This window comes from Bacillus massiliigorillae (assembly GCF_000380245.2).
Taxonomy (GTDB): Bacteria; Bacillota; Bacilli; order Bacillales; family DSM-1321; genus Bacillus_AD; species Bacillus_AD massiliigorillae.
The window spans coordinates 622,084-644,881 of record NZ_HG428741.1 but is presented as its reverse complement, the minus strand read 5'-3'; the positions used below and the strand labels follow the sequence as shown (position 1 = coordinate 644,881).

General features: G+C 33.6%; 21 protein-coding genes and 3 pseudogenes. 1 reads left to right on the top strand and 23 read right to left on the bottom strand.

The window, feature by feature from the left end; translation table 11 throughout:
- Positions 1–199 precede the first annotated feature (199 nt).
- The 5 genes from TX86_RS02980 to TX86_RS02960 all read right to left on the bottom strand — a co-directional run bounded on the left by TX86_RS02980 (position 200) and on the right by TX86_RS02960 (position 7,344).
- Positions 200–1,477: a dihydrolipoamide acetyltransferase family protein gene (locus tag TX86_RS02980; RefSeq protein ID WP_042346109.1), complete on the bottom strand. Its 1,278-nt coding sequence runs from the start codon at positions 1,475–1,477 to the stop codon at positions 200–202.
- 26 nt (positions 1,478–1,503) lie between these two features.
- Complete coding sequence (locus TX86_RS02975) at positions 1,504–2,487, bottom strand: alpha-ketoacid dehydrogenase subunit beta (protein WP_042346107.1); 984 nt, start codon at positions 2,485–2,487, stop codon at positions 1,504–1,506.
- A gap of 17 nt (positions 2,488–2,504) precedes the next feature.
- Positions 2,505–3,494: a thiamine pyrophosphate-dependent dehydrogenase E1 component subunit alpha gene (locus tag TX86_RS02970; RefSeq protein ID WP_042346105.1), complete on the bottom strand. Its 990-nt coding sequence runs from the start codon at positions 3,492–3,494 to the stop codon at positions 2,505–2,507.
- Between the two features lie 21 nt (positions 3,495–3,515).
- A complete protein-coding gene (lpdA, locus tag TX86_RS02965; RefSeq protein ID WP_042346103.1) occupies positions 3,516–4,940 on the bottom strand; it encodes a dihydrolipoyl dehydrogenase in 1,425 nt (474 codons plus the stop codon).
- 334 nt (positions 4,941–5,274) lie between these two features.
- A complete protein-coding gene (locus TX86_RS02960; RefSeq protein ID WP_042346100.1) occupies positions 5,275–7,344 on the bottom strand; it encodes a sigma-54 interaction domain-containing protein in 2,070 nt (689 codons plus the stop codon).
- Positions 7,345–8,075: 731 nt separating this feature from the next.
- Between TX86_RS02960 and TX86_RS02955 the strand changes: the two genes are divergently transcribed.
- Positions 8,076–8,309 (top strand): DUF2627 domain-containing protein, encoded by a 234-nt coding sequence (locus TX86_RS02955; RefSeq protein WP_042346098.1) that lies wholly within the window; start codon positions 8,076–8,078, stop codon positions 8,307–8,309.
- Between the two features lie 85 nt (positions 8,310–8,394).
- Here the strand turns inward: TX86_RS02955 and TX86_RS27715 are convergent.
- From TX86_RS27715 to TX86_RS02880, 18 genes and pseudogenes are all read right to left on the bottom strand, one after another.
- Positions 8,395–9,030: pseudogene (locus TX86_RS27715) on the bottom strand (methyl-accepting chemotaxis protein); the annotation flags it as partial.
- A 309-nt stretch (positions 9,031–9,339) separates the two neighbouring features.
- Positions 9,340–9,990 (bottom strand): annotated as a pseudogene (locus tag TX86_RS27710) (HAMP domain-containing protein); the annotation flags it as partial.
- 118 nt (positions 9,991–10,108) lie between these two features.
- Positions 10,109–10,861: a glycerophosphodiester phosphodiesterase gene (locus TX86_RS02945; RefSeq protein WP_042346092.1), complete on the bottom strand. Its 753-nt coding sequence runs from the start codon at positions 10,859–10,861 to the stop codon at positions 10,109–10,111.
- A 258-nt stretch (positions 10,862–11,119) separates the two neighbouring features.
- Entirely contained in the window at positions 11,120–11,281 is a 162-nt protein-coding gene (locus TX86_RS26555; RefSeq protein WP_154663037.1) for a hypothetical protein, read from the bottom strand.
- Between the two features lie 70 nt (positions 11,282–11,351).
- Positions 11,352–11,417, bottom strand: a pseudogene (locus TX86_RS26550) (sporulation initiation factor Spo0A C-terminal domain-containing protein); the annotation flags it as partial.
- Between the two features lie 233 nt (positions 11,418–11,650).
- Positions 11,651–12,274 carry a hypothetical protein gene (locus tag TX86_RS02940; RefSeq protein WP_042346090.1) on the bottom strand — a complete coding sequence of 208 codons (624 nt, stop codon included), beginning with the start codon at positions 12,272–12,274 and terminating at the stop codon, positions 11,651–11,653.
- A gap of 76 nt (positions 12,275–12,350) precedes the next feature.
- Entirely contained in the window at positions 12,351–12,698 is a 348-nt protein-coding gene (locus TX86_RS02935) for a hypothetical protein (protein ID WP_042346089.1), read from the bottom strand.
- 62 nt (positions 12,699–12,760) lie between these two features.
- Complete coding sequence (locus TX86_RS02930) at positions 12,761–13,396, bottom strand: hypothetical protein (RefSeq protein ID WP_042346087.1); 636 nt, start codon at positions 13,394–13,396, stop codon at positions 12,761–12,763.
- Between the two features lie 134 nt (positions 13,397–13,530).
- Positions 13,531–14,262, bottom strand: a complete 732-nt coding sequence (locus TX86_RS02925) for a DUF4145 domain-containing protein (RefSeq protein ID WP_042346084.1) — start codon at positions 14,260–14,262, stop codon at positions 13,531–13,533.
- Positions 14,263–14,884: 622 nt separating this feature from the next.
- On the bottom strand, positions 14,885–16,216 hold the full coding sequence (locus tag TX86_RS02920) for a phage portal protein (RefSeq protein ID WP_042346082.1): 1,332 nt from the start codon (positions 16,214–16,216) through the stop codon (positions 14,885–14,887).
- Between the two features lie 77 nt (positions 16,217–16,293).
- Positions 16,294–17,889, bottom strand: a complete 1,596-nt coding sequence (locus TX86_RS02915; protein WP_042346079.1) for a terminase large subunit domain-containing protein — start codon at positions 17,887–17,889, stop codon at positions 16,294–16,296.
- 170 nt (positions 17,890–18,059) lie between these two features.
- On the bottom strand, positions 18,060–18,473 hold the full coding sequence (locus TX86_RS02910; RefSeq protein ID WP_230203559.1) for a hypothetical protein: 414 nt from the start codon (positions 18,471–18,473) through the stop codon (positions 18,060–18,062).
- Between the two features lies 1 nt (position 18,474).
- Complete coding sequence (locus TX86_RS02905) at positions 18,475–18,711, bottom strand: hypothetical protein (RefSeq protein WP_042346077.1); 237 nt, start codon at positions 18,709–18,711, stop codon at positions 18,475–18,477.
- A 67-nt stretch (positions 18,712–18,778) separates the two neighbouring features.
- Entirely contained in the window at positions 18,779–19,783 is a 1,005-nt protein-coding gene (locus TX86_RS02900) for a hypothetical protein (RefSeq protein ID WP_042346073.1), read from the bottom strand.
- A gap of 354 nt (positions 19,784–20,137) precedes the next feature.
- Positions 20,138–20,323, bottom strand: coding sequence for a hypothetical protein (locus tag TX86_RS02895; RefSeq protein ID WP_042346070.1), 186 nt, complete (start codon positions 20,321–20,323; stop codon positions 20,138–20,140).
- A gap of 141 nt (positions 20,324–20,464) precedes the next feature.
- On the bottom strand, positions 20,465–21,061 hold the full coding sequence (locus TX86_RS02890; RefSeq protein ID WP_154663036.1) for a hypothetical protein: 597 nt from the start codon (positions 21,059–21,061) through the stop codon (positions 20,465–20,467).
- 540 nt (positions 21,062–21,601) lie between these two features.
- Positions 21,602–21,811, bottom strand: coding sequence for a helix-turn-helix domain-containing protein (locus tag TX86_RS02885; RefSeq protein WP_042346066.1), 210 nt, complete (start codon positions 21,809–21,811; stop codon positions 21,602–21,604).
- A gap of 86 nt (positions 21,812–21,897) precedes the next feature.
- Positions 21,898–22,749, bottom strand: coding sequence for an SU10 major capsid protein (locus TX86_RS02880; RefSeq protein WP_042346063.1), 852 nt, complete (start codon positions 22,747–22,749; stop codon positions 21,898–21,900).
- Between the last annotated feature and the right edge of the window lie 49 nt (positions 22,750–22,798).

Sequence of the window (22,798 nt, the reverse complement as noted above, 5' to 3'; positions counted from 1 at the left end):
TCTTGTTATTATATAACAGTTTCTCTATCAAAGAGCTAATTAGTGGCATTTGGTAGTAAGAACTAAAAACATATGTCTAGACATCATACCCATCTAAACAGCTTGGTAAATTACACAGCACCTACAACAAAAGGTAAAAAGAAAAAGGCTATCCAAAAAGAGATAGAAAATCACTTTTGAATAGCCTTTATTCATTATTTCAATAAATTGAAGTTTTCTCACTAGACATGCTTTCTACTATTTCTTTAACCCTAGCTAAAAACTTTCCGCACACATATCCATCAAGCACCCTATGGTCAAGTGATAAGCATAAATTCACCATATCACGTACAGCAATCATCCCGTCAATTATTACAGGTCTTTTCACGATTGCTTCAACTTGTAAAATAGCGGCTTGTGGATGATTAATAATCCCCATCGATTGTACAGATCCAAATGACCCTGTATTGTTGACAGTAAATGTACCACCTTGCATTTCTTCCGCTTTCAACGTTCCACTTCTCACTTTATGTGATAGCTCTGTAATCTCTCTTGCAATGCCTTTGATTGATTTCTCATCTGCATGCTTTATGACAGGAACAAATAAAGAATCTTCTGTTGCAACGGCAATATTTAAGTTAATATCGTGTCTTTGAACAATTTTATCTCCTGCCCAAGTAGAATTAATTTGTGGATATTCCTTCAGAGCTTGAGCGACAGCTTTCACAAAAAAAGCAAAATATGTTAAATTATAACCTTCTTTTTGTTTGAAATTCTGCTTCTCTTTTTCACGCAATACTACTAAATTTGTAGCATCAACTTCCATCATCATCCAAGCATGTGGAATCTCTTGCTTACTGCGTAACATATTAGCTGCGATAGCCTTTCTTACTGGCGTAATTGGAACCTCAACATCTCCAGTTTGTGAAGTAAATGTTGGTGAATGAGTTATAGTAGGTTGCTCTTCAATCGGAGAAGAAATAGGAGATTGCTGAATTTCTTTTCGTTCAGAAGATGATATTTGTTCTCCAACACCGTTTTCAACCAGCTTCATAATATCTTTCCTAGTAATTCTTCCACCTGCTCCTGTACCCTTTACAGATGTTAAATCTATATTATGTTCTTGTGATAAATGTAAAACAGCCGGTGAGTATCTTGCACCCATATTACTTTTAGCAACTGACTGATTCGTTTCCGCCCTACTCTTATTATTGATAGGGTCATCTGATGACTTATTTGGCTGATTGTTCATCGTTCCAGCTACTTCAATTGTACAAATCACTTCTCCAACCGCTAGAGTCTGGTCTTCTCCTGCCTTCAACTGAGCTATTGTTCCAGTGAAAGAAGAAGGAATTTCAGCATTTACTTTATCTGTCATGACTTCAGCTATTGGATCATACTTATTCACATGATCTCCTGGAGATACTAGCCATCTACTAATTGTTCCTTCTGTAACACTTTCTCCAAGCTGAGGCATTGTAATCGTTTCTATCGCCACTTTGGAAAACCTCCTTTATTTCAAATTTAAAATTCAGCAAGTTCTCTCATTGCCTGTTCAATCTTCTCACTATTTACCATAAAGAATTTTTCCATTGTAGGTGCATATGGCATAGCTGGTGTATCCGGACCAGCTAAACGCTTAATCGGTGCATCTAAATCAAACAAACAATTTTCAGCAATGATTGCTGCAACTTCACCAATAATACTTCCTTCTTTATTATCTTCAGTTACTAAAAGCACTTTACCTGTCTTTGAAGCAGATTTAATAATCGTTTCCTTATCCAATGGATAGATGGTTCTTAAGTCCACTACGTGAGCAGAAATACCGTCACTTTCCAATCGTTCAGCTGCTTGAAGTGCAAAATGAACACATAATCCATACGTAATCACGGTTATATCTTCGCCTTCACGCTTCACATCTGCTTTACCGATTGGTAACACATAATCATCTGTCGGTACTTCGCCTTTAATTAGGCGATAAGCTCGTTTATGTTCCAAGAATAGAACTGGATCATCATCTCTGATTGCAGCCTTTAATAACCCCTTCACATCATACGGAGTAGATGGCATAACAATTTTCAATCCTGGTTGATTAGCGAATACAGCTTCTATAGATTGTGAATGATATAATGCACCATGAACACCACCACCATATGGAGCTCGAATAACCATTGGACAAGTCCACGTATTGTTAGAGCGATAACGAATTCTCGATGCTTCTGAAATAATTTGGTTAACTGCAGGCATAATAAAATCCGCAAACTGCATTTCTGCAATTGGACGCATACCGTACATTGCAGCACCAATTCCCACGCCTGCAATAGCCGATTCAGCTAAAGGTGTATCAAGTACTCTCGCTTCACCAAATTGGTCATATAAGCCTTGTGTAGCCTTAAATACCCCACCTTTTTTCCCAACATCTTCACCAAGAACGAATACTTTTGGGTCTCGTTCCATTTCTTCACGTATAGCCATAGTTACCGCATCAATATATGAAATAACAGTCATTATGATTCCCTCCTTACTTATTCACCGTACACATATTTCAAAGCATCTTCAGGAGCTGCATAAGGAGCATTTTCTGCATAATCCGTTGCTTCATTTACAATTTTCATAATTTCATTATTTATTTCTTGTTCCGTCTCGTCCGTTAAAACTCCAAAATGCTTCAAATATTCTACAAATGTAGGAATTGGATCTTTTGTTTTTGCTTCGATGATTTCATCTTGAGCGCGGTAAACACGATCGTCATCGTCACTTGAATGAGGGGTTAATCTTTGAACGAGAGTTTCGATTAAAGTAGGACCTTCGCCTCTTCTCGCTCTATCAGCTGCTTCTTTAACCACTTTATAAACAGCTATCGGATCATTTCCGTCTACTGTGAATCCTGGCATACCATAACCAATTGCTCGGTCTGATACTTTTGAACAGCCTAATTGCTTTTCAACTGGAACAGAAATCGCATATTGATTATTTTCGCACATTAAAATAACAGGTAACTTATGCACACCAGCAAAGTTAGCTCCTTCATGGAAATCACCTTGGTTACTCGACCCTTCACCGAAAGTCACGAATGTAACCAAATCCTTTCCTTCCATTTTTCCAGCTAAAGCAATCCCAACTGCATGAGGTACTTGTGTTGTTACTGGAGATGAACCAGTTACGATACGACAGCTTTTCTTAGAGAAATGACCTGGCATTTGACGACCAGCTGAGTTAGGATCTTCTGCTTTCGCAAATGCTGATAACATTAAATCCTGAGCTGTCATACCGAAAGCGAGAACAACTCCAACATCACGGTAATAAGGTAATACATAATCTTTCTCTTGGTTTAATGCGAAAGCTGCACCAACTTGAGCTGCCTCCTGCCCTTGACAAGATATAACAAATGGAATTTTACCAGAACGGTTTAATAACCACATCCGTTCATCAATTCTGCGAGCAAGTAACATCGTTTTATACATTTCTAGAAGCTTTTCATTTGATAGTCCAAGCTCTTTATGGCGATTTTCCATATTATTTCCTCCTTTTAAACCTTAAGAATGTAAAGCCCTTCCGTCTACTGCAAGTGCAGCTTCACCAATAGCTTCAGATAGCGATGGATGCGGATGAATGGTATGAGATATTTCCCACGGTGTCGCATCTAATACTTTTGCAATCCCTGCTTCTGAAATAAGATCTGTCACATGTGGTCCAATCATGTGGATGCCAAGAATATCATCTGAATCTTGATCTGCAATGATTTTCACAAAGCCATTACTATCACCTAGTACCATGGCCTTACCTATCCCTTTGAAAGAAAACTTTCCTACTTTGATGTTGTAACCTTTTTCCTTTGCATCAGCTTCTGTTAACCCAATGCTGGCAACCTCTGGTGAAGAGTATACACATTTAGGCACTTGTAAAGGATTCAGTGCATACGGTTGCAGATTAGCAATATGATCGACGGCTATAATTCCTTCATGAGAAGCAACGTGCGCAAGCTGCAGTCCTCCAACACAATCACCAATTGCATATATATGTGATTCTTTCGTTTGATAAAAAGCATTCGTTTCAATGACACCATTACGTAAAACAATTTCTGTATTCTCTATGCCAATACCTTCAACATTTGCTTTTCTACCTACACTTACTAGTAATTGGTTAGCAGTAAAAGTCCGCTTTTCACCTTTTACATCCGCTGTTATAGACACTCCATGATTGCTACGCTCACAAGTTTCCGCTAATACTTTTGCATTTGTAACGATTTGGACTTTTTTCTTTTTAAGTAATCGTTGTAATTCTTTCGTTATTTCTTGATCCTCCATTGGTAGTACCGTCGATGCATATTCAAGTACTGTTACTTCCACGCCAAAATCACTTAGCATAGACGCCCATTCAATACCAATGACACCACCACCAATAATGATGATGCTCTCTGGAAGATTTTCCAGTTCCAGTGCTTCATCGGAAGAAATAATTTGTGTACCATCTATTTCTAAACCTGGTAGTGATTGTGGCCTTGAACCAGTTGCCACAATTACGTTTTTAGGAATCAGCATTTCATTTTCACTACCATCATTCATTTCCACTGAAATAGTTCCCGGCATTGGTGAAAAGATAGATGGACCTAATATACGACCAATTCCTTCATATACATCTATTTTTCCTTTTTTCATTAAATGTTGAATACCTTTATATAAACTAGTAACAATTCCATTCTTTCGTGCTTGCACTTTTGAAAAATCTAAAGCAATCTCATTAGCGATAATTCCATAATCACTACTGTGAAGAGTTTGTTGATATACTTCTGCACTTCTAAGTAGTGATTTAGAAGGAATGCATCCTTTATGCAGGCATGTTCCCCCTAGCTTTTGCTTTTCTACAATTGCTGTCTTTAATCCTAATTGTGAAGCTCTAATAGCTGCTACATAGCCACCAGGCCCCCCACCTAAAATCACCAAATCATACTCTTTAGCCATGTTCTACCTCCTTTATAGCTTTTCTCTAAATTTATTGGCATAGCTATTAATCACATAGCTTTCATATCGAATAATACATTCCGTAATAGAGAATTCATTATGGGATACATCGGTTTTTTCATTAAGAAATTTGTCATGTTTAATTTAACAGTATTAACTACAAGTTTAAGAAATAAAAGGGACCAATCCCTTTTTATAGTGACTAACACTTAATAATGCAACTTCCATGCCAAACACTACATATATTATTAATTCCCATGATACACTATTTTATGACCTAGTCCTAACCCCAAATACTAATTCAGACTCTGCATTTTTTTGCAGAGTCTGAAATTTATTGCATGAATTTTTTTTCAAGGTTATATTTTTCAGCTTTATAATACAAACTTCTCACTGAAATTTCCAATTCTCTTGCACTTGCTGTTTTATTCCCTTTATTTCTCTGCAAACACTCTTCAATAAGCTTCTTCTCATACAGATTCATTTTTTCTAAAAACGATAACTCTTCATTATTCTTTTCATAAACTTGTTCCTCTCGCTTTTCCATAATAGAATGTGGAAAATGAGGAATATGATGAGCTTCTATCATCGTTTCATTATATTTCATGAAAATAATCGCTCTACCTAAAATATTTTCTAGTTCTCGAACATTACCAGGCCAATGATAGCTTTGTAACTTTGCAATAGCCGAATCGGTAACTCCCTCTATATTCCTACCATATTCTTGGTTCAACTTTTGTAATAAATAGGACGCCACCAAAGGTATGTCACCAATACGTTGTCGGAGAGAAGGAATATAAATCGGCATTCGATTTAGCCGATAATAGAGATCCTCGCGAAATCTACCTTCACTAATTGCTTTTTCTAAATTCACATTTGTAGCAGCAATAACTCTTACATTAATCGGAATAGCTTTAACACCGCCGACTTTTACTATTTCATTTTCTTGCAGAACTCGGAGAAGTTTGACTTGAATGTGTAAACTCATTTCACCAATTTCATCCAGAAAGATACTTCCATTATCCGCTTCTTCAAAAAGGCCCTTCTTTCCGCCCCGCTTAGCACCTGAAAAAGCACCTTCCTCATATCCAAATAATTCACTTTCTAATAAATTCTCAGATATCGCACCACAATTCACTCGAATAAAATGATTAAACTTTCGATCACTAGCATTATGAATCGCATGTGCGAATAATTCTTTTCCTGTACCAGATTCTCCTCTTAATAAGACTGTTACTGGAGTAGTTGCACTTAATTTCGCTTGATCTATTGCTAGCTTCATTTCTTCGGAACTACCAATAATATCTTCAAATTCGTATTTTGCTTCGAGTGTTCGAATAATTTGTCTAGCACGATGTAATTCATTGTTTAATTCTTTCATTTCTGACATATCATGAATAACACCGACACTACCTTTTAACTTACCATTCACAATAATTGGAGCAACATTTACGATAACTTCCTTCTTATGGGGTCCTACCAACATTTTCACACCACGCACAGGCTTTCTGGTCTGCAAAACTTTCATATGCATACTTTCACCTTCATAAATGTCTGTTGTCGCAGGCTTTCCAATAACTTCTTCTTCACTTAATCCCGTAATTCGCGAATAGGCAGGATTAATGAGAATACCTTTTCCATATTCATCTACAACAGTAATAGCATCATTACTAGATTGAATAATAGCTTCTAGCATTGTTTGTATTTCTTTCAAATTAGTTATCTCTTCAGCAAGATTAACAACTTCGCTTATATCTTTAAAAACTGCAAATGCTCCTATTATTTCATTGTTTTCATTCAGCATAGGAAAACGTGTCGTAATTACCTTTAAACCATTGTTCAAGACATGTTCTTTATTCGCTTCCACTCTTCTACTAACTAGTAAATCCGGTAATCGACTATTATGTATAATATCCTTAACATGCGCACCTATCGCTTCTTCTTGCTGTACACCAATCATCTTCTCAGCACTTCGATTAAACAATATAATCGTTCCATCTCCATCAATAACAACCATACCTTCATCTGTTGAATTGAAAATTAGATTTCTTCGATGTGATTCACCTTGTAATTTTTCTATTAATGATTCTTTTTCTTCAAGAAGCCGTGCAATAATAAAGGCAACAGTACCTGGAATCAGTACTGTATGAGGACTTTTGACGCTGCGTATTTCGTGGAATGTTGTTTGACAACCAGTTACTTCTATAATAATATCGTACGAATAATCAAGGAATTCCTTCCAATCAGTCCCATAGGCTACTCCCAATTGTTTAGCAAGCTTTAATCCACTCGCTTCTTCATTTAAATCAATCACTGCGCCAACTTGTAAGAAATCTATTTCATTTAATAGCTTCAAAATAGACGTTCCACCTTGTCCAGCACCAACAATCATGACTTTTTGCACATTTTCACCCTCTTCAAGTAGTTTTTCAGACCAAACGTTGTAATCGATATTATCATAATGGATACCACACTATAAATGTTAAAAATATCCATATTTTCTTTCATATTACGATAATGTAAGTTTCTTGATAAACCACAATAATATTTTATGCTACAATTAAGAAAAGCGGAAGCAACTGTTTAGCTCCGTATGGATTGGAGCCCTTCGACCGAGATAAAGGAAACACGAAGAGACGTAAATCGATTCGATGTTGGACTTATCATAGGGAGGTTGGCGAAATCCACTAGGAGCTGGGTGCTGGAGCTAGACAGTAAGAAAAACCATCACCAATCTTTTTTGATTAATGTTTATGCTTCTTGTACTACTTCAAATCAAAAAAGAGCTATGCGGCAATATTGAAATGCTGAAGTGACCCGTTTAGCCCCGACCAGCATAAGACGGCTCGCTTAAGAAATACGCTTTTAATTTCTAAAGTGAGATGGCTTATGACTCGAGGGGCTGGTCGCTGAAGCTAGACACCATTGGTAAGACGAGCTGTTCTTGAAAGCCCTCTTTTGGTTTTCAAAACAGATTGGCTTATTTCCGAGCATAGCAGGTGTAAGGTTAGACAGAGAAAAAACAGCACCAGTCCTTTTTGATGAATGCATATACTCCTCTCTTTACTTCCAATCAAAAAGGAACTATAAGATATAACAAGAAGTAACTTTTGACTATTAAAAAGGGGACTTATGATGGGAAGATTAATAGCATTTATCATTCTATTTATACCGGGTGTTTTCGCTGCTATGGGTATTAAATTTATGCGCGATATGATTTTCGGAATACTACAATTCCCTTTTTCATCTCTAATGGTACAATTCATAGTCGGTATGTTTCTCATGGTGGGAGGCGTAGGATTTATTGCCGGCTTTATCCTTCATAGAGACCGAAAACGCAATAAAGTTCAGAAACGATTTAGTAAGTAACACTAGAAAAAATACTTATTATTTCCACATCAAAAGGAGGATGTTAAACTAACATCCTCCTTTTGATGTATTATAAAATATAGTGTTATTTCAAGATAAAATGATTCACTTCACTTTGAAGTTTCTCAGCCATACTCGTCAATACATGTGACGCCGCATTAATCTCTTCCATCGTTGCCATTTGTTGTTCAGCTGCTGCTGCTACTTCTTCCGTATCCGCTGCTGCTACCTCTGCTAGATTTGATATAATATCCGAATGCTCAACAATATCTCTGGAATTACCTTGTATTTGAGTAATCGCTTCTTTTAAACTATTCATCTCATTGTTCACATCATTGACAGCAGTTTCAATTTTTTTGAAAGATTCACTTGCACTTAATACAACAACCTCACCGTCTGAAACAGCTTGACTGCTTTCTTCCATCATAGCTGTTGCTTGAATAATTTCATCATTGATTGTCACTATTAAACTTGCAATATCTTGAGCTGATTTTCCTGATTGTTCAGCAAGCTTTCTCACTTCATCTGCTACAACCGCAAAACTTCTTCCTTGCTCTCCAGCTCTTGCCGCTTCTATTGCAGCGTTTAGAGCTAATAAATTCGTTTGCTCACTAATATCTCGGATTACTGTAATGATCCCCATGATTGATACCGATTGTTTACCAAGTTCTCGAATAACATTCTCTGTCTTACGTACTTTCACAACAATATCATTCATCTCATCAACTACTTTATGAAGGTTCTTTACACCTTCTTGTGAATAATTATTAGCAGTTAATGAATCTTCATTAACTTTATTAACATTATCAGCCGTTTGCTCAATGGATTGAGATATAGAATGAATAGAACCTACTACACTCGAAACTTTCTCCACCTGTTCTTGAGATCCTCGGGATATTTCTTCGGCTGCTTTCGCTATTTGTTCAGAAGCTCTTGTATTTTCATCAGCACTTGCCGTTAATTCTTGAGATGAAGCCGCTACCTGCTGTGAAGCTTCTTGGATACTCAATAAGATTGACTTCAAGCGATTCATCATTTTATTATACATAATGGATATTTGACCAACTTCATCTTGAGAGTATACTGGCACCTGTTTAGTTAAATCTCCATTTTCGGCTTTTTCCATAGCTGCGACCACATTCATTATTGGTTTAGTTATGCGCGATACAATAAATGCACCTACCGCTAGCGCTGCTATAGAACCAAGAATACTAATAATAAATACATATTTCTTAATAGGGCTAACTACTTTCATCATGTCTTCTAAGTAAGTGGACGTCGCATAAATCCACCCGTTAGGGAGTTCTTGATACACTGCGATTTTTGTTTTTCCTTCCCAATCATACTCCGTATAACCATGTTTCTTCTGCATCATTTCTTTAGCAAATGCTTGATCAGATAAATTTTTACCTACCGTTTTTGAATCAGGGTGATACACAATTGTTCCATCTTGCTTCATAATATATCCGTATCCCTCTTGATTATTACTTTCGTATAATTTTGCTTTTAACAGTTTCAATTCTTTCTTTATAAGATCATCTTCTTTAGGTGTGATATCATCATCTTGTAAATATTGAGCAAGTAAATCTCTTTCTAAATCGACAATATAAATTAAATCATGCTTTGTTTCATTATAAATTGCACTATAAGAAATCTTATATGCTAAAAAACCTGCAATCATTAAAGGAAACAATGTAACCGCCAAGATTGTACCTAGAAGCTTTACTTTAATCGAAACATCATTAAGTTTTCTCATCCCCATATACCTATCCCTTTTTTACTTTATATATATTTCAACCTTATTCAAGTTTATTGGAACCATTTTCTTTATTCTTCAAGGAGATTGCCTTTTGTGGATAATCTGTAAAAATTGCAGAACAATTTATTTTGAATAACATGCGCATTTGCTCTTCACTATTTATAGTGTATGGTCGAACAGCAACCCCAGCTGCCATAGAAGCTTTGATGATTTCATTTGGTGCCGCTTTAATACTTGGATGGATTGCTTTCGCATGAATAGCTTTTGCATAAACCCATGGCATGTATAAACCATCCCGATACAAAGGTGCAGTTTCAATATCAGGAGCTAAACGGTAGCAATACACTAAGCTATAATGATTAAATGAAGACAAAATAATACGGTCTTGTAGATTATATTGCTTAATTAAAGAGATAACTTTTTCTTCAAGTCCCGGATACAGAAACACACTATTCTTCAGCTCAATATTTAAAATCATAGAATTATTCAATAACATTATAAATACTTCTTCTAAAGTAGGTATTTGGACAGATGTATTTGATTGAGGAAACTTATAGCTAGCATCTAAGGACTTTAATTCTTGCAAAGTATAGTCTTTTACATTCCCTTTGCCGTTTGTAGTCCGATCAAGCTGCTCATCATGTATTACCACAACTTCACCATCTTTTGATAATTGAACATCTAATTCAATTCCATCAGCACCTACTTTTTCTGCTTCTAAGAAAGAAATCATTGTATTTTCTGGATGTGTACCCGCCGAACCTCGATGGGCGAAAACTTTCGTTGTAATCATGAACATTCCTCCTTTAATGTAAGACTTTTCTATTATGTAACTTTTGTCACTTACTATTTTGTCAGACTACATACCTATGTTTCAATCCTATTTATTAAACTATTCAAAAATTTCACAAAAAAATTCACAAAAAAGCCTATATTTCACAAATTTATCCATTTATCATTTTATTTTTAGCTATTTTCTCCTATAGCAATAAGTGTTACTTACAACCTAAGCTATTATTAAAAGAAATACTACATACCCGTAAATAATTGTTCAACTCCCATTCTGATTCAAGTATATGTACTTCACTGTTTTATATTCCGAAGCCACTTTTTTAGACAACAAAAAAGTACCAATAATTTTTTTCAAATTCATTGGTACTTTTCCAAAATACGCATCAATATCTAATTGATTATATTTAACTAACTTATTCAAAGCTCTTCACCTTTCAGAACTTTTCATTATTCAAACTGAACCCATACTAATTTTGGATTCCCTAACCTTCTCAAGAAGCTTTATGTTCTAGCCTTAGCTTATCAGCGACCATCGCGATGAACTCACTATTTGTAGGGAAAAACTTCATTATAAGCTTTTAGAAAGGTTGATATACAAGGTATATAAACATAATTAAGTATTTAATTATACGTTATTTATTGGTGTACATTTAGTAAATTAGTTGGTAACTATTCACTAATAATTATAGTATAAACGCACTCAATAAACAGGTCAAATAAAACTTTCATTTTTTTACAATTTTACGATTAATCATTCATCAACTAGTGGCTACCAAAGAATAATATAACATTAGCTACCACTCGTAGTAAATTCACCAGTTATAATAACAAGCCCTCTTTGTATTAGATCGTGGTCAATAATTTTATAATTTTTCCCTAGTATTGGCTTAATTGAACCTACTTTAAAATCTGTATCGTAGCCCTCATATGCAGGAATTGTAATTAATACTTCCTCTTTAGGAACTCTAATTGCTGTGTTGTCTGAAATTGTAATATCTTTCTGTTTATCAATAATACAATGGATAACCTTATCAGGCAGTTGTATCCATTTTTTGGGATTTCCAAACCTATCCCATTCAATAGCAATTTTTTCACCTGGGGATGTAAATGTAAGGTTTATATAACGCATTTTACCTTCGTACATTAGTGGCTTAGTTGCCATTGATTCACTAACAACTAGATAATTAGCGTTCCTATACTTAATAACATTTCCTCTTTTAATCTCATGTAGAGCAGATATTTCCATATCCTCATGTAAGCTAGGGGCATAGTCTCTTACTATTGCTTTAAATTTAATAATATTCTCGCTTATTGTTCCGTCTTCAATCGTTACTTTATCAGTAATGGATACTTCTTCCCCTACTGCATCCATAAAATAATTCATATCAGTTAGTGTGCTTTGTATTCTATCCATGTGATTACTCCTTTCTATATTTACTAAGGGAAACAAGCTTCAACCTCATGTATTTCTAATATGCATAGTGTATCTATTAAGAGTTAAATAACATAAAGGTATTGCTGCTCACGTCTTCTCTATCAAAATTAGTTTTCATTTCACGTACCTTTCTTTCTAACTGGTCAATACGTGCCATTAAAGTATCGTGAAAACTATCTAGAGTTGTATCTTTATATTTAATTGTCTTCATTAATTGAGGATTATTAGCGATAGATTCTAGAATTGATAATGCAGTATTGTAGATAGAAAGTTTATCTTCTTTTGATTGAGGATTATATATAATAGAAGGTTCTAGGTTGTTTTCTTGTATATAGATTGTCAATTCCTCATCGGTAAGTGTAATACCTTGTACTTCAAGTTTAAGACGTTCTAAATTATTCATTGTGTTTCTCCTTTCTTAGACATAATAAAACACCCTGCCAAGTAGCAGAGTGTTAGGTATTATTAATCTTGTATAGACGTCAATACGCCATTCTCAAAATATAAATATTTATAATTTGAATAAACCCATTGTTCATCTATACCATATTCAGTAATAGTTCTGTTGATGTCATTCGGTCTACCCCAACCATATCTTAAGACCTCATCTTTTGTCATGCCTAGCCTAACTGGTTGAGGATTACTAACTCGTTCATTCATATCTCTTTTTCTTCTAAAACTTTCAGTTTGCGTATCCGCTTGTCTTCTTAACTCAGATTGCTTTATTTCTTCCTCATCTTTTTCTTGCTTACGGGATAAAGAATCATTATATATTCCTTTTAATTTTTCTTTTAGATCATCAGGAATACTATCTATACTTTTATAATTATCAATTATATCTGCATCCAATTTAGATAGCTTATTAGTTCTCGAAGAAATATACTTTTCATTTTTAATAACATCGTCAACTTTTTGCTTATCAATTAAAATAGATGCAATTGAATAATAGTTTGATTGTAAATCACCAGATTTTTCTTCTGTAGCCTTGAGTAGATTTTCATACTTATTATCTTCTATTAACTGAAGATATTCTTTTTCTTTATTAACGTTACATCCAACAAGCAATAAACAAATTAGTGAAGCCAAAATAGTCCGTATCATCAATAAATCCTCCTTATATCTACCAATTTCGACACAAAAGAGGAATATCCTTCCAACTATACAAATATTAACATTTCAACTTATGAAAAAGACACTCAAATTAATTGAATGTCCTTTAACCAAAATATAGAATATTATTCATCTAATAATTGATGATGCTTCAACTCAAAAACATCCTCAAGTATCCCCTCTAAAATTCTAATAATCTCCTTTAAAGTTGTATGTTTAGGTATCACGATTGAATGTACTGCATCATTACCTATTTTCACAATCTCCTGAAGAATTAATGCTTTAGGTAATATTATTTTCCCATTTTCATACAAACCAAAAATCTTTCCACCCAAGGTTTTATGTTCTCTCGGATTGTCCTCATTATTTACACTAATTCTATTCCCTTCATAATTGTAAAGGTAACCTTTTTTTATATTTAAATGTAAACAGATTCCTTCAATCAATGTTCTTAATCCTGCTGCACATAGAATATAATGAGTCATATTAAAGGATTCAATTGTTTGAGTATATAATTCTTGTATATTTTCAGGTGAATTATGAAAAATCTTTGGTTCTAAATGATATTTCCTCCTGTAAGCTTCTAATTCTATTTCATCTTCATTAGGTTGTTCTGGATATACTTGAAAAGTATCAAACCATTGTCTATCACCACTTATATAATCCCAGTCATCCTCTGTTCCATATTGTTTTACAAATGCTATAGTGTTACACCCCATACATTTAACAATATGATATGTATCATGCCATTGAAACTCATCTTCTGGGTTAGAAGTTTCCTTATATGTTTTTATAATCCAATGATTTGTCTTACCATTACACTTTTTACAATAAACTGGCTGTTTTAATGGTTCCATATTATTCTCCCACTACTCAAATTTGTATAAATTATATTATTTTTTCGTGGATGTGTAAATTGACATGCGGGGGACTGAATTTAGCACTTAGGGGTATCGGGTTATTGGACAAAATTAATATATTACTAACAATTGCGTCTATCAATCATCTTATTACTCACAATTATAAATGTATATCGCATGAATAATTATAGGTTATACTCATCATATAATTTAATTTATATGCTTAGTTAAACATATTGAAACCCTGATATATCAACGTTTATACTCAACACCAAATATTATGATATACAGTATTTTATACATTGTTGATATACCAACGTTTCTAAGCATCTATAAATTTAATGATACGATAGATTGTTGAATAAAATGAATAAACATAACCAGTTACCAATGCATTATTATATGTTATCCTACGCAAGCTTAATTCAAAATAGTGTCAAGATAATTTACTTTACAGTTTAAAAACACAGTAGATTATTACCTAAATTTACACTGTATCATTATTGTATACCCCCATGCGGTATAACAGGTATACGGTAGGTGGCATAACATCACAAGTAACTAACCCTTATGAATACTATGTTTCCACTAACCTTCCCACCCTATAAAACTACTTGTATTACACAACTACTTTGGTTTCTATTTCACCATCAGGAACAACTCCACTACTATTATCATTCCCTATTCTTAATAGTTCCGTTCTGACATCACTGGTGAATGGACTATTCTCTAACAATGACTCTAACGAGATACCACCTTGCTCACGTAATACTTTTAGATTCTCGATTACTTCTCTATCATTAGAAGGTGTTGCATAATGGAAATTAATATCTAAAGAATCATATTCTTCTTCACTTATAGTCATTCCTTTATACTCTTCTAATAAATATTTAATCGTATCGAATCGTTGTTCTAATCCTTCTCTAATGTATTCTTCATTAATGGATGCCTTAATATTAGCTAATTGGAAAAGTAGCTTAATACTCACTTCAGAGAGGTTGCTAATATCTGTCTTACTCATACTAACGGCAGGTGTCTGAGATACGTCCAATAGGGACTGTAGCAACGTCTTGTAGACAGATTCAAATGTCTTATTGTCTAGACCATTACTAACTAGTTTAAACTCTGCTCCATCATCTAGATTCAATCCACCACCGATTACATGACTTGGTATACCATCACCTTTCAGTTGTTGTCCTGTCATTACTGGTATTGGTGTCATATACTTATAGAACGCATCTGTATATTTAGATAATATCTCTTCCATATCGTCAATGATATTAATCCAATCTTCTAATTCACTTCTACCCTCTGTATTAACTATTTCGTTCTCTGTCTTATAGATAATGGGTAGCCCACTAAGATTATTATATTGTTCTTTTTGTCTTAGTTCTCCACCATCATTATCATACAACTTAACTACATCTTCCTCATAAACTGTATAATAACTTATTCCATCATTAACAAATGCTTCTATTACTGCTAACAATGTTCCGTTGTAATCATATACAGGAAAACATTCTACACCATCAATCAACTTAGATTTAATCTTTCCATTCTCTAAGTAAACATATTCGCCAACCATTCCATACTTCAATAGTTTGTCTATTACTTTTAGATTGAATCTGTCATACTTCCCTTGTCTGCTTACCTTTTGAAACTCTGCTACTACATTCTCATCACCTGTTAATGTTACTGGTTTATTCAATAGATAGCTCTTTTGAAAGTTAATCAATGTCTTAGCATATTGCAATGTAACCTTCTTAGGGCTGAACACTTGACCATTGTATTCATATGATTGTAGTTGTCCTATCTTATGCTTACCACTAAGATATTCTTTCAATCCCATTATCTTACTAATCCTTGTTTGATTATCTACACTGTTTACTTCCTCTACAAACCAGTCATGACGGCTGTCGTAGTTATCCTTAATGTATTGCTGTAAGTCCATACTACCCACTCCTTCTATTATTATCTTATTAAAGCTAAGGAACACAATTCCTCTCGTTAAGTACCCATATAGGTATATTAGATGTCAACATAATACTTAGCTTGCTTCAATGCTTGCACACACATAGCCGTACTAATCACAAGGTCATCATGTAGATTGTTACCTCTCTTGTTACCCATCTTACCGTTGTTGTCTTGATATATCTTCATTTCTTCTAGAGTATGAATACACTCAATGTTAATAAATCCTAGTTCAAATGATTCCTTCATATCATTAATCAATGTAGGCTTAGTTGTATTAGTTGTCATAAATCCTAACTGTAATTTCTTCTTACCCTTTTGATCGAATACTTTTTGTTTAAGAAGATTCATGTATTGATATTCTTTTCGTAACTTCTCAATCAATGGCATACCGTAAGAGTTACGTTCCACACAAAGGTAAGCATAATTAAAGTATCGTCCTAGCTCGTTCACCACTTGTGTAAACCTATATACAGGAATATCATTACAATAGAATGAAGCTACTTGTTGACCTTCTGCATCCATAATTGTCATAGTTGAGTTATCTCCACCACTACCACTTGCAACGTCCACCCCACCATAATGTTTAACTTTAGGTTTAGGTAAATGGTAAATGAATAGATTCTTATTCAAGTATCCTTCAAGTAGCGGTGTTAATCCTGTAACCATATTGAATGGCAATGGTTGTGCAGCATACTGTATTCTTTCAACAATTCTTCCTGTTTCAAATACACTCTTATTAGATGTCTGGAACGCTTCATCTGGAAATGTAGGGAATTCCCTTTGAAACTTATCGAGTGAGTTCGTCTGAATGTAATAGCGTCTATACATCAACTGTCTGTAGTTAGCGCCATACTTTTCTTTTAGTTCTATTTCATCCTTTTCAAGATGTTTGGCTGTCATGCGCTCACCTTGGTTGTTTAACTTGAACCATTGTTCCGCTTCATCAAATGAATGTTTAAATTGTTTAACGTATGCTTCTGCTAACCAGTTATAGAAGTGTGCCTTCCATACGCTCTCAGTTCCTCTATATGCACTCATGAACAACTCTTGATAATAGTTGTAACCCATAGCAGTAGATTCAATAATTATTTTACTATTAGGATTCTTAGCTAGTGCAGGAATAGCCGTTGACATTATCTCTTCTTGATTCTCAGGTGGATACTTTGCCATTTCTGAAAAGTGGATTAATTCAAATGTATTGCCTGAAATACTATCTTCCCCACCTGCTGTAGCAACCATGATTCTAGAACCATTCTTGAATAGCATTTCATCACGATTACTTATATCTAATTGTGGGAATAAATGTCCGTATTTAGGGTGGTCATGAGGTAAAGACTTATACATCTTCTTTAATTTACGAAATAAACTTTGAGTTACTTTACTATGGTGTGTCATTATCATGTAGGAAGTATCAGGTTTCATACAGGCACTATAAAGCATATAAGCAAGTGACCACGTTGTGAAACCGATTTGGCGTCCTTTTAGTATAATATTATATTTCTCCATTGTATTAGTGAAATTCTCTTGTTCAGCATTAAGGATAAATGGAACACTTTCTCCATTGTTATCTATAATCTTAATAAAGTTTTTAGCGAATAATCTAAAATCACCAGTTACTTTTTGTAGCTTTCTTTCTAATACTTTACTCATATGATTACTCCTTTCTTAAAAGTTTCGGATGTCCTTTAAACGGACTATCGGATTCTCTAATGTGGGTTAAACCAGCATTAATTCTATTGTCGACAATCTCGACATCCGAAAACTCAGATGTCAGTTTAATTGATATCCGAATTTAACGAGAGACTTTATGTAGTCTATTATTAATCTAAATCTAAGTCATCTTCTTCCTCTGATTCATCATTAACGTGCTTAGAAGGTGTTGTATCAAACTGTTTAGAAGCTACCTTTGCATATGCTTGTATTTCCTTTTGTAGTGTAATGAATAGTCTAATACTCTTTTCATCACCCTCTTTAGCTTGCTTAGAGACAATATTGTATATATCCTCAAAGTCATTCGATACTTTACTATCTAATAAGAGCATTAAGAGTTGCTTATATTCACTAGTCTTTTCCCACTTAATAAAGCCATCCATTGTCTTGAGCTGTACTTCCTTCAAGAAATCCTCTTCACTTTTTTTCTCAATATCTCGTTTAAATCTAATGTCATGTTTCCATGTGAAATATAAGCGTTTCTTCAATGTAATGCCTTGTAATGCATCATAAATATTCATCATCCTATTTACCCTCCTTCATATCTAATTTGATTTCCTCTAGTTCTCCACGCATAGATGCTATTTCACGTTTAATGATCGTATGCATAATTGCTCTATCTTCTCGTTCTTCTTGCAATGATTCTTTTAATTCATCTACTGTAGCCGATATATTGTTAATTGATTTCTGTATGTTAAGTAAGATGCTTGTAAATTCATCTGATTGGTTATAATTCTTCAATGCTAAATTACTGTTATTCATTATAGATTCCACCTTTGATTAATTATTGAATATAAAAAAGGACATAACGCTTTGTTATCTCCTAGTGTTAAAAATATTTAGCTATATCATTGTTACTATATGAAGTAGCAGCCAAACTTATTTCAGAGTCCAATTTTGGGCTGTCATATTGTACCCTGATTGTATCAATATAAGAGTTGTCTAGTTGAATTGCTTCTTCTTCTTCAATAGTAATTGCTTCTTGTTCTAATAGTTGTTCAATATCTTCTGTTTTCTTCTTATTCTTCTTGTTATCTGCTATCTTAGTAATCTTATCCATAGTTGCTTTATGCTTATCCATAAACTCCTCTACAGTGTCCTTAGAGAGCGTAGGAAGTATATAGTGTTCAAACATTGTCCCGTAATCTGCTTTGCGTTTCTTATGATAGGATGCAAGAAGATAATGTCTATTCATTGTGTATATCATTCTATGGATAGTATCTTTATCCATTAACAATAAGTCAGCTATCTTAGAGATACGCATATTCATTTTATTATCTTCATGACCGTTTCTATACTTAACCATTAAGCAGTATAAAGCATAGTATCTTTCATTCAACCCTTTATTTTCATAATGTTTCAACATCTCGAACGATACTGAAATATAATAATTATTCTCATCAACAGGAAAATCAAAATACATTACTTCATTGTTGATATTTTTGATTAATTTCCCATTCTCCTCTTTGGTTCTACGTTCTGTGATTGGTGTGTCAATTGCTTCTATCACAAGTATATTCTTATCTAGAATGTTACCTTCAGCATCCAGTAAATAATCCCATCGAGAAGTATTAGTTAATTTGATTACTTTTGCACCTTTCAATACTTTCAATAGTTCGTATATTTCTTGAGTAGTGTATCCTGTCTCTTTACGTAGCATTGAAATAGATGTGATAAATGTATGTTCATTTTCTTGATTATGCAAACGGAATTTATAAATTTGAAAGTATAAGTTTAATCCTCTATATCCTATCTTCTGATATGTTGATTTCTTTCTTTTTGGTACGTCAAACCATTGTGATTTAATTTTCACTGATTTCATAGTGTAATTCATTTTATTATTCTCTCCTAGATTCATATATTTGATTAATTTATACGGTGTGCAATTTTCATGATATTTCAACACAAGACAAAAACTTGTTTTTGAATTGTAAAATATTATCTATATTAGATGTATACTTATTATTTATATTATATCCATCCCATTTAAGCCGCTTATATCACGTTTATTGTTTTAAAAACATCACCCTTTTTGGAAAATATCACGATAGGATTTTCATGATAAATGTCTGAAAATATTTGTATCACTGAGTTTATAGCACTTTTTTATAACAATCTCTATGTATCTGATTTCGAGGCAAAATATCACGGTTTTTGTAATTGTATATAGTATCCTTTTCGGAAAATATCACGAGTATTGCATCTTGTTATATTCGTCCAATGCTTTCTGTAGTTCATCACTCTTCATAAATAGTGTGAATATATTATCTGTACTTGGATTCTTTGCAATAGTGATATATTCAATATTTTTAAGTTTAGTTAAATAGTTGTATACCTTTCTGTTGTAGCAAAAGAAAAAGTCTTTGTTATTCATTGTAATTCCTCCAGTAAAATTAGATTTTAGTTGTATAGGTTGATACATAAGGCAATCAAATTAATGGAAACCTTACATATCCCCTATACGATAATGATGATATTTGATTTATTATTCTATTAGATTTTATTTAGTAAGTAATTAACTAGCATCATATGTATAAGAAACATAGTTCTTTGACGTATAGGCTAATGAGATAAGTCTATCTCGCATAGGTAAGTCTTTCTCCCCTATTAAGTGACCATCACGTTCAAGTTCCTTTACAAGTTTAAATTCCTGTTGTGGTAATTCTATATTGTAATCAAAATAATTGTTCAATGAGTTAATCTTGATTTCTGTATCTAATTGACCATTTTCACATATCCATATAGAACTATTAAGTTTGAAATGGTTTATAATGTTATAAAAATAGGACGATTCCTTTTCCTCTAAGATGTCGATTAATTCACTGTAGCCTAGTGTTTCAAGCCAATTATTATGAATATCTGTATATATCTTCTTGGATGCGTAATGTCCCTTAAATGCTGTATCTATTGACAATAAGAGGATTTTACCTTCTTTACTGTCAGGCAATGGAATGTCATAAACACTCATGATAGTTAATAATGTGCTAAACGGATACTTTTTGTAATATTCCGACTTAAAGATATGTTTTATATTGTTGTAGTTCATTGCAAGCTTATTCTTATTGTCTGTTAGATGATTGTCGAATGTCCTAATATTCTTGGTAAATGCCATATCAACACCAATAAGACCGTTTATATCGTTGTCAGTTTCCTTATAGAAGTTGTTAAAATCATAGTAGTAATTTATATCCCATTTACCGCCTGTAATGTGCTGTAGTAGGTTGCAGGATATTAATGAATCTAGGTCATCTCCTAAAGCTAAGTTATTTCTATCATTAGTTTTTTCAATCCATTGTAGATTAGCATTGTTAAATTGTTTCATATAAAATAGGAAGAAACTAAAACTTCTCCTACTTGATGCTTCATGATGACGTAAAACTAACTGATTAATATATAAATTATTATTTGTACTTACTTAATTCCTGTTGTTTGGTTGTTCAGATTTTGAACATCTAAAGTTCATATTTTGAACAATAGAACACTATAAATTATAGCCTCTCTTTTATCCAAACAAATATATATTCTCCCCCACAACCTGTTAATGTTCACGTTGTCTTATACTCTAAGATGTGTGATTTAACCTGCTGAAAATAGAAGGATTAAGTAGTACAGGTGAATGTTTAAATTCCTTCATTTTCACCTTACCTTTCGATTATGTTTTGATTATTTGGTTTTGGTACTCATCAATAAATTTCTTATATTTATTTACATAGGTATCTATTAAGTCGATATTCCCTCTCTCATACTTGGAAATAGCACTGTTACTGATACCGATATAATCAGCAATAGCCTTTTGAGTAATTCTCTTTTCTCTTCTTTTTAGTAAGTATTCATTTCTCAAATTTGATTTGTTATTAGTCATTGCTTGTTTCTCCCCTTTTTCCTAAACAAACAATAAAAGAAGGACGACTCAATTAAGAACCGCCCTCTGATATGTTTATTATTTAATTATTCTACAGTTAGCATTGCACCTGCTAATGGATTTAACAGTTGGACACCTGCTTGTGTTTCAAGGAATACAGATTGTTTAGAACCATTTGCAGATTGAACCTCAGCATGGAATGGAATTAATTCTGCCATTTCTACGTAGTCAGGATTGATGATAAATAAAGTATCATTTCCTAATGCTTCGCAAAGAGCAAAACGAACAACACCATATGCAGTAATATACTCCTCAACGTCAAATCCTAAGAACTTCTCACGAGCTAGGAATGTAACAGTTTCAGATTTATTCAATTCTTGCTTTAGTTTTGCGGGAATGAAGCAAAGCATATTATCAGATACACCTGCATCGTAAAGCTTCTCCACAACTGACTCTAAATTGTCTGCAATAGTACCAGTTACTTTGTTAGTAGCGTCAATTTGTGCTAAGACACCTGCTGTAGTGTATGTTCCTGCTGTATAACCTTTTGTACCGTGGATGAATTTATTCTCCATTCTTCGTTTGATCGCTTGTGCTTTCTTCTCTACTTCGTGAGCTAATAGGTCAGAAATGCCTTTTGCAGTTGAATATTGTGCTGTGTTAGTAACCGTTGCAGTATTAGCAAATAACTCCAAATAGTTATCAAGTGGTTTAAGAGTGTCTTTAGTAAATGCTGGTGCATCTCCACCTTCTGCTAGTGATACTGCTGAATCTGCAATTTCTTCTGTAATCCAGTGTACTTGTGGTGCTGTAGCTTTAGATGTTTTAGATAATAAGAATGTAGTAAATGGAGTTTGTTTTTTATTCACCTCGATTAATACGTCTTTTACATCATAGTTTTGCCCTGTTACGAAATCTTGACTTGAAAATTGTGTCATATTATATTCTCCTTTTAGTGTCGGTCACTACCCAATATTTTTTTGTTAC